Below are 8,538 nucleotides of genomic sequence, written 5' to 3'. Positions count from 1 at the left end.
GAGCGGATCGATGCGGAGTTGACGGCCGCCGGGTGCGGCCCGGGCGGACGGGTTGCCGTCGTGCTCGCCAACCGTATGGAGTCCGCCGCGGCGCTCATCGCGATCTTCCGCGGCGGCCGCACATTGGTGACCGTCAGCCCACTGCAGCCGCCGGAGCGCCTGAGCGCCGACCTTGCCGCGTCGGCAGTGTCGTTCGTCCTCGCGCCGTCCGCGCTGTGGTCCGAACAGGTCTTCAACGACGCCGTCGCCGAACTAGGCGCCACAGGCTGGAGCCTGGACGAAGACGAACTCGCCAGGCGCGCAGCGGGAACGAACGAAGCCACGCAGGGCGATCCCGCAGTCGCCATCGAGATGCTGACGTCGGGTACGACCGGGCCGCCCAAACGCATTCCCCTGACCCGTGCGCAGTTGGAGGCGTCGCTCGCGTCGGCGCTGCGGCACAACGAGCGTCCCGAAGCCAGAACGAAACCACCGCTGACTGGAAACGTCGGAATGGTGACGCTGCCCATCGTGCACATCGGCGGGTTGTGGGGGTTGTTGCAGTCGCTGGTCGCGGCCCGTCCGTTCGCGATGCTGGACCGCTTCACCGTGCCGGGATGGCACGCGGCGGTCAAGGAACATCGGCCTGCCGTCGCCGGGCTGCCCCCCGCGGCGATGAGGTCTGTGCTCGACTCTGACATCCCGCGGGAGGACCTGGCGAGCATCCGTGCGATCAACGCGGGCACGAGCCCGGTCGACCCCGACTTGGTCGATGCGTTCTTCGAGCGGTACGGCATACCGATCCTCGTCGTCTACGGCGCGACCGAGTTCTCCGGCGCAGTGGCTGGATGGACCGTCAAGGATTTCCGTGCAAAGTGGGCCGACAAGAAGGGCAGCGTCGGCCGCGCCTTTCCCGGGGTTGGGCTGCGGATCGTCGACGACGCGGGGACCGTGCTCGGGGCGGATCAGGCCGGGAGGCTGCAGGTCGCCACACCGCAGGCCGGTGGGTCTGGCGACACCTGGGTCACCACCAGCGACCTGGCCCATCTGGACGCCGACGGTTTTCTGTACATCGACGGCCGTGCCGACGACGTGATCGTGCGGGGCGGATTCAAGGTGGCACCGGAGACCGTGGTGCGGGCACTACGTGCGCATCCGGCGGTCGCCGACGCCGCGGTGGCTCCCATCCCGGATCGGCGTTTGGGTCAGGTGCCCGTTGCCGCAGTCGAATTGCGTACCGGCGCTGCGTCCGACGGCGAGGTGCTGCGCCAGCACTGCCGGGCGACGCTGACCCCCTACGAAGTGCCTGCCCGGATCTTCGTCGTGGACGCGCTGCCGCGCGGAGCGGCGCTCAAGGTCGACCGCCGTCGTCTGCTCGTCATGCTGAAGGACCTCGGAGCGGAAACCGACGGAGACACGGTCGCGCAACCGGCGGGCGGAGGCCGATGACCTCGAACTCGCGGGCCAACTCGCGCCACAGTCCATCCGCGCCAACGTCGTTCACCCCACCAACGTGAACGCCTCGATGCTCAACAGTGCGCCGACGTACCGTCAGTTCCGGCCGGACCTCGAGTCTCCGACCGGGACGACGCCCTGCTGGCGTTCCCCGCCATGCAGGCAATGCCCACGCCGTACGTCGAAGTCTTGGACATCTCGAACGCCGTCTGCTTCCTGGCTTCCGACGAGTCCCGCTATGTGACCGGCCTGCAGTTCAAGGTCGACGCCGGTGCCATGCTGAAGTTCTAGGAGGACCAGTGACCGCCACCGAAAAGTCCGGCGCGGACGCCCCCGCGGAAGAAGGCCGGATCACCGACGAGGACATCGAACGCGCCAAGGCGCAGATCGGAATTCCCGTCTATCAGCGTGACGAACCGTGGAACAAGCTGCCGTCGGCCGACGCGATCACACAGTTCGCCTTCGGCTGCGGCGATGACAACCCGCTGTTCCACGATCCGACGTACGGCCCAGCCACCCGCTGGCACGGGCAGATCGCCTCACCCACGTTCCCGATCACGACGGGCCTGGACCAGACCCCGAAGTTCACGGATCCGGAGCGAAAGCAATTGTTTCGCGGGCTATTCCGCGGCACCGGCAAGTACTACTCGGGCGTGAAGTGGACGTGGTACCGGCCGATCTTCGCAGGACGTCCCGTGCTCGCGGAGAACTACACCTTGGACGTCCAGGTCAAGGAGAGCGCGTTCTCCGGTGGCCGTTCCGTCAAGGAGACCTACCGGTACCTCTACGTCGACGCCGACGGCAACCCGATCGCCACCCGCGACGAGTCCTACATCAACGCCGAACGCCAGGGTTCCAAGAAATCCGACAAGCTCAGGGACATTCAGCGCAAGCACTGGACTGCGGAGGAGTTCGCCCAAGTCGAGGCGGAGTACGAGGCCGAGGTGCGCCGCGGCGCCGACCCGCAGTGGTGGGAGGACGTCGCAGTCGGAGACGCACTGCCTGGAATCATCAAGGGCCCGTTGACCGTCGTGGACATCATCTCGATGCACATGGGGTGGGGCTGGGGCGGATACGGCGTCGGGCCGCTGAAGTTCGCGCACCAACTACGCAAGCGGATGCCGGCGTTCTATCAGCCCGACGACTACGGCGTCCCGGACGTCGTGCAACGGCTGCACTGGGATTCCGGTCGTGCGCAGGCTCTCGGCATCCCGGCGCCCTACGACTACGGCCAGATGCGTGCCGCGTGGGTGAGCCACCTGCTCACCAACTGGATCGGTGACGACGGCTGGCTGGCCGAGATGGACCTCCAGATGCGTGGTTTCAACTACCACGGCGACGTGCACCGGTGCACCGGAACGGTCACCGCCAAGGGAGCCGACGCCGACGAGGTGGTGTCACTCGACGTCGCCGCGACCAGCCAGCGGGACGAGACCACCACACGCGGTACCGCCAAGGTGCTGCTACCGTCGAAGGCGACCGGCGCCGCGGTGCTCCCGATCCCCGACGCCGACCTCAGAAGGCGTGGGGCACAGGTTGTTTCGCGGGCATCAAGCAAGGTCGGCGAAGAGCTGCGCCGGCTGTATGGAGAATGAGAGCAACGGATGAAGCGACTTGTCCTTGAGGCCGAGCACGAGGCATTCCGCGAGACCGTGCGCGATTTCATCGAACGTGAGCTCGTGCCGAACGCCGAGCAGTGGGAATCTGATCGTCTCGTCGACCGCTCGGCGTTCGTCGCGGCGGGCAAGCATGGGCTCATCGGGTTCAACATGCCCGAGGAGTACGGCGGCGGCGGCGTCGACGATTTCCGGTTCAACGCCGTCATCGACGAGGAGGTCGCCCGCTACGGAGGGCCGTGTCCATCGCTGAGCCTGCAGAACGATGTGGTGGGTCCGTACTTCTCGTCGTTGTCCAACGACGAACAGAAGCAGCGCTGGCTGCCGGGGATCATCAGCGGTGAACTGATTGTGGCCGTCGCGATGACCGAGCCTGGCGCGGGCAGTGACCTGGCTGGCATTCGCACCTCGGCGGTCCGTGACGGTGACGACTGGATCATCAACGGCGCCAAGACTTTTATCTCGTCCGGCATCAACTGCGACCTCGTCGTGGTGGTGTGCCGCACTGATCCCGACGCCGGGCACAAGGGCTTCACGTTGCTCGTGGTCGAAGCCGGCATGGAGGGCTTCACCCGCGGGCGCAAGCTCGACAAGATGGGCTTGCACTACCAGGACACCGCCGAACTCGCCTTCGAGAATGTCCGGGTGCCATCGTCCAACCTCTTAGGCAAGGAGGGACGCGGCTTCTACCACCTGATGCACAACCTGCCGTCGGAGCGGTTGTCCATCGCCATCTCGGCGATCGCCGGTGCACGCGAAACCTGGCGGCAGACACTGCAGTACGCCAAAGACCGTAAGGCCTTCGGCCAGCCCATCGGCAGCTTCCAGCACAACCGGTTTCTGCTCGCCGAGATGGACACCGAACTCGATCTCGGCGAGCAGTACATCGATCGGTGCCTGCAGGCTGTGGTGGACGGCGAACTGACGGCTGTCGAGGCGTCGAAAGCCAAGTGGTGGTGCACCGAGACGGCCAAGAAGGTGATCGACGGCTGCGTCCAGCTGCACGGCGGTTACGGCTATATGACGGAGTACCGGGTTGCCCGCGACTACATGGACAACCGCATCATGACCATCTTCGGCGGCACTACCGAGATCATGAAGGACATCATCGGTCGAGACCTCGGCCTGTGACCCCTTGCGGTGATTGGAGCAGAGTCACATGACGATCAAACGTGTGCAAGTGGACGGCTTGGACATCGAGTACTCCGACACTGGGGCGGGGTCGACGGTTTTGTTCGTGCACGGCGTGTACGTCACGGGTGCGCTGTGGGACGACGTGGTGGCGGAACTTGGGGAGGGCTTCCGGTGCATCGCCCCGACGTGGCCCCTGGGTGCGCACAGCACATCGACTGACGGCGCCGACCTGGGCGCCGAGGCGGCCGCTCGGCGCATCGTGCACTTCATGGAGGCGCTCGACCTGACGGATGTCACCGTGGTGGCCAACGACACTGGTGGTGGTCTGGTGCTGGCGTCGTTTGGCGATGAATCGTTGGACACGTCTCGGATCGCGCGTTTGGTGCTCACCAATTGCGATAGCTACGAACACTTTCCGCCGGGATCCTTTGCGCAGATCGTCAAGCTGTGCCGGTTAAGCTCCGCGGTGGGTGGAGGAATCATCCGGCTACTGGCCACTGGGCCGGGGCAGAGCTTCTTCTTGAAGGCGGTGTGCCATAAGCCGCCGCCCAAGGATCGTCAGCGGGAGATCTTCGGCGCCTTCGCGACCAGCGCGGCCGCTCGCCGCGACGCGGTCACGGTGACCGCCTCGCTGGACCCGGCGCTCACGCTGCGCGCCGCACCGGCGATCGAGGCATTCAATAGGCCCGTGACCCTGGCGTGGGGAACCGAGGACGACCTGTTTCCGCTAGACCACGCGCGCCGGCTCCGCGACGCCTTCCCGATCGCCACGTTGATCGAGATTCCGGACTGCTCCGCCTTCGTCATGGTCGACGCGCCGCACAAACTTGCCGCCGCCATCCGCGATTCCTGACTGCCAACAGATCGGGTCTCGCCCGGGTAACCAGCCGCTCGGCTGTTCGGGCTCGCCGCTCAACCAGTCACGACGCCGTCCGCGAACAGTTCCGCCACCTCCGATTCGGCATAACCGAGGTCGCTCAGGATCTCCCGCGAATGCTCGCCCCGAGCCGGCCCGCCGCGGCGCACCTCGGGCAGCTCGTCGTCGAACTGGACGGGTGCTGCCGCCAGTCGCAGGTCCGGCTCCTCGGGGTGGTGCATCAGATAGCCGTTGTCGATCACGGCTGCGTCGGCGAGAACGTCTGTCGGAGTGGAGAAGAACGAGAAAATGCAATCATGGGCCCGGAGCGTGTTCGTGAGGGCGGCGCGGTCCAACGAGCCGGTCACGAGACCGATGTGTTCCGCCAATTGCGGCCACACCGCATTGCGCGATGCCGCGTCGGCGCCGTGCTCGTCGAATCCCTCGATACCGAGCGCTGCACACAACGGCACCCAGCTGCGCCCTTCGTCGATCATCATCAGAGCCACCCAGTACCCGTCGACGGTCCGGTACTGGCGCATCAACGGTGACATCGTCTCCTGCGGTGGCGTCGGCATCTGCTCGCCCGTCAAGGAGGCGTAGGCAAGATCGGGCGCCAGCGCCCATGCGGCACTGGCCAGCAATGAGGAGTCGACGACGATGCCCTTCCCGGTACGCAGCACGTGGACCAGGCCTGCACAGATCCCGCCTGCCAAGAACATTCCGGTGGGGAAGTCTCCGAGGGCCGGACGTTGCTGCACTGGGTGGGACGCATCGGCCGCGGTGAGCACATGCGCGACGCCGCCGCGAGCCCAGTACGAGACTCCGTCGTAGCCGCCGGCCTCGGCGTCGTCGCCACGCTGGCCCTGCCCGTGGCCCTTGGCATAGACGAGCTTGGGATTGATGGCCATCAGATCGGCCGGCTCGGTGCGCAACTTGCGTCGCACCCGCGGTAACTGGTTGGTGACGTACACCTCCGCCCAACCCACCAATCGCTCGAAAACCTCACGTCCCCTGCCAGTTTCGACGTCCAGGCAGATGCCCCGCTTGTTGCGATTGCAGAACTCGAAGAGATAGTCGTAGCCGTCGCGGCTGGCCACCAAGCCCCGATTGATGATCGTGCGCATCGGGTCCCCCGTAGGCCGTTCGATCTTGACCACGTCGGCTCCGAAATCCGCGAGCGCGGCTGCGGCCGACGGCACGAACCCATGTTCGGAGAAGTCCAGCACCCGTATGTCCTCGAGAGGTTTCGTCACTCGACGATCGTAGGGTCCGATGCCGTCATGCCGTGCGCGATCGGCACCGCTCCACGAGGATCTGCGCCAAGCGTTCCGGGTGGCTGATCATCACGTCATGGCAGGCCTCGATGGGGATTACATCCTGCACCCCGCCCAGCGCAGCGATGCTGGCGTGCTGCGACTTCAAGGACAGCGCCCGGTCGCGGGTGGTCAGTATCCAGGTGCGCGGCACGTCGTCGGGCAACGCGCTGCGGTCCACGGGTTCGCCTGGGACGCGGGCCGATTCCTCATACAACCGGGACAACGCGAACTCACGCTGCTGTGGCGACATGCCATTGCAGAACGCATACTGCGCCGCGAACCGAGGAACCTTCATCGGCTTTCCGGCGCTCGCGCCGCGCCGTGCGAACCACGCCAACGGACCGCCGAGCGTGTCCACGATTGCCTTCCCGTGCGGCGGGACGAATGCGGCGACGAGGATCATCTCGCGTACCCGTGCCGAGCCGAGTTTGGTCACGACGCCTGGCACCGTCACCCCGGCCATGGAATGGCCGACGATCACGATGTCACCAAGACCCTCCCGGTCGATGTCGGCGACGACGGAGTCGACCCACTTACCGATCGTGGCGGTCGCGAGATCGCCGGGCTTACCGGCTCGACCCGGCAGATCCACCGCCAGAGTGCGTAATTCCGGTGCTTGACAACGTAATTCGGCGACTACGAGGTCCCAGCAGTCGCCCGCGTGCTCGCCGCCGTGGACGAGGACAAGGTCGGGCAGGGTCATGTCGCACGCTCCCTTAGTGGTGAATCAAACCGGACGAGAGCACATCGATGTCGGTGCGGAAGTCGGTGAAGCTTCGACTGGCCGGCTCGACGGTGATCCAGGTGACGCCCGCCTCCGCGTAGGCGTCCAGCCGCGGCCGCGTGGCCGCGCAGAATGCGCCGCAGTCACCGCCGACGAGAAGGTCGGCCTCGAACGGGACGAACGCGACGTCGGCGGCCCCGCGGCCCAGATCTGCGCGCCGCTTGTTGACCACGGCGATCCAGTCGCCCAGTGTGTCAATGTCTTCGAGTGGCCGCGCACGAGTGATCGCGGCGAACTCGCCCGACGCGGCCATCGGCATCCAGCCGTCGGCCACCTCGACCACCCGCCGCTGTGCAGCGGCACCGTTGCCGCCGATCCAGATGGGGGGTCCGCCCGCGGTCAGCGGCGGCGGTAACGCGACGTGACCGCTCACCCCGAACTCGGGCCCGTCGTGGTCGACGCCCGCCCAGTTCGCCTTCCACGCGGCGATCGCCTCGTCGAGCAGCACTCCGCGACGGCCGAAATCGGCTCCCAGCGCCTCGAATTCGGTCTTCAGGTAGCCGGCCCCCGTGCCTAGTGTGAAGCGGCCGCCGGACAGCAGATCAAAACTCGCGGCTGCCTTGGCGGTCAGGTACGGGTTGCGGTAGCCGGACACCAGGATGTAGGTCATCAGCCGGATACGGGTGGTTGCGGCCGCCGCGAAGCTCAGCGACACAAACGGGTCGAAGGCGTGGTGGCCGCCGTGGGCGAGCCACTCTTTGTCGGGATAGGGGTGTTCTGACATCGAGAAGGCATCGAAGCCCGCGTCTTCGACAACTCGCGCGATATCGCCGATAGCGGCTCCCTGACACCAACGCTGCCAGTGTTTGACGGCGCGCATCGGGAACATCAGGTTGTAGCGCACGGGACCCCTATCTCAACAACGAACGGGCGATGACTTCACGCTGGACCTCGGTGGCGCCTTCGCCGAGCCTTTTCACCCGCAAGTCGCGGAACCACCGCTCCAGCGGTAGTTCAGTGGAAATGCCCAGCGCGCCATGGATCTGGATGCAGCGGTCCAGCACCCGGTAGGCAGCCTCGGTCCCATACATCTTCGCCACCGACGCGTCCACCCGGACGTCACGGCCCAGGTCGGCGTTCCAGGCGGCCTGGTACATCAGCAGCCGCCCGGCGCGCAGTTCCACCTCACTGTCCACCAGCATCCATTGGATGCCCTGCTTGTCGGCCAGCTTGCCGCCAAACACGTCCCGGTCCCTTGCCCACTGGCAGGTCATGTCGAGCGCGGTCTGCGCGATGCCGATCGGGCCAGCGGCGTAGACGATGCGGCCGTGCACGAGGAATTCGCTGGCCAGCGAAAAACCCTGTCCCTCAGCACCGATCAGCTGTGCGGCCGGGAGCCGTACGTTGTCGAAATGCAGCTCGTAGGGCGCGAACGACGCCATCACCGGGATGCGA

Annotated in this window: 8 protein-coding genes and 1 pseudogene; 5 read left to right on the top strand and 4 right to left on the bottom strand. The window is 66.3% G+C overall.

The genetic code is table 11. The annotated features are described in order from the left end of the window. The 5 genes and pseudogenes from QOH60_RS19455 to QOH60_RS19435 form a co-directional block, all read left to right on the top strand. On the top strand, window positions 1-1,428 hold a 1,428-nt coding region (locus QOH60_RS19455; RefSeq protein ID WP_526423379.1), incomplete at its 5' end, for a class I adenylate-forming enzyme family protein. A gap of 1 nt (window position 1,429) precedes the next feature. Next, window positions 1,430-1,725 (top strand): annotated as a pseudogene (locus QOH60_RS19450) (SDR family oxidoreductase); the annotation flags it as partial. An 8-nt stretch (window positions 1,726-1,733) separates the two neighbouring features. Further along, entirely contained in the window at window positions 1,734-3,029 is a 1,296-nt protein-coding gene (locus tag QOH60_RS19445) for an FAS1-like dehydratase domain-containing protein (protein WP_526423377.1), read from the top strand. 9 nt (window positions 3,030-3,038) lie between these two features. After that, a complete protein-coding gene (locus tag QOH60_RS19440) occupies window positions 3,039-4,181 on the top strand; it encodes an acyl-CoA dehydrogenase family protein (RefSeq protein WP_526423375.1) in 1,143 nt (380 codons plus the stop codon). Window positions 4,182-4,239: 58 nt separating this feature from the next. Next, on the top strand, window positions 4,240-5,037 hold the full coding sequence (locus QOH60_RS19435; RefSeq protein WP_526423383.1) for an alpha/beta fold hydrolase: 798 nt from the start codon (window positions 4,240-4,242) through the stop codon (window positions 5,035-5,037). A 59-nt stretch (window positions 5,038-5,096) separates the two neighbouring features. Here the strand turns inward: QOH60_RS19435 and QOH60_RS19430 are convergent, their stop codons facing one another. The 4 genes from QOH60_RS19430 to QOH60_RS19415 form a co-directional block, all read right to left on the bottom strand. Next, a complete protein-coding gene (locus tag QOH60_RS19430) occupies window positions 5,097-6,296 on the bottom strand; it encodes a CaiB/BaiF CoA transferase family protein (RefSeq protein ID WP_526423373.1) in 1,200 nt (399 codons plus the stop codon). A gap of 25 nt (window positions 6,297-6,321) precedes the next feature. Continuing rightward, window positions 6,322-7,062, bottom strand: a complete 741-nt coding sequence (locus QOH60_RS19425; RefSeq protein ID WP_526423371.1) for an alpha/beta fold hydrolase — start codon at window positions 7,060-7,062, stop codon at window positions 6,322-6,324. Window positions 7,063-7,075: 13 nt separating this feature from the next. Beyond that, on the bottom strand, window positions 7,076-7,972 hold the full coding sequence (locus QOH60_RS19420) for an LLM class F420-dependent oxidoreductase (RefSeq protein ID WP_526423381.1): 897 nt from the start codon (window positions 7,970-7,972) through the stop codon (window positions 7,076-7,078). Window positions 7,973-7,994: 22 nt separating this feature from the next. Continuing rightward, window positions 7,995-8,538: acyl-CoA dehydrogenase family protein (locus QOH60_RS19415; RefSeq protein WP_526423369.1), on the bottom strand; the 544-nt coding region annotated here is incomplete at its 5' end.

The sequence above is a fragment of the Mycobacterium sp. genome (assembly GCF_032159765.1).
Taxonomy (GTDB): Bacteria; Actinomycetota; Actinomycetes; order Mycobacteriales; family Mycobacteriaceae; genus Mycobacterium.
The sequence above is the reverse complement of the archived record's forward strand: the minus strand, read 5'-3'. Positions and strand labels throughout refer to the sequence as shown.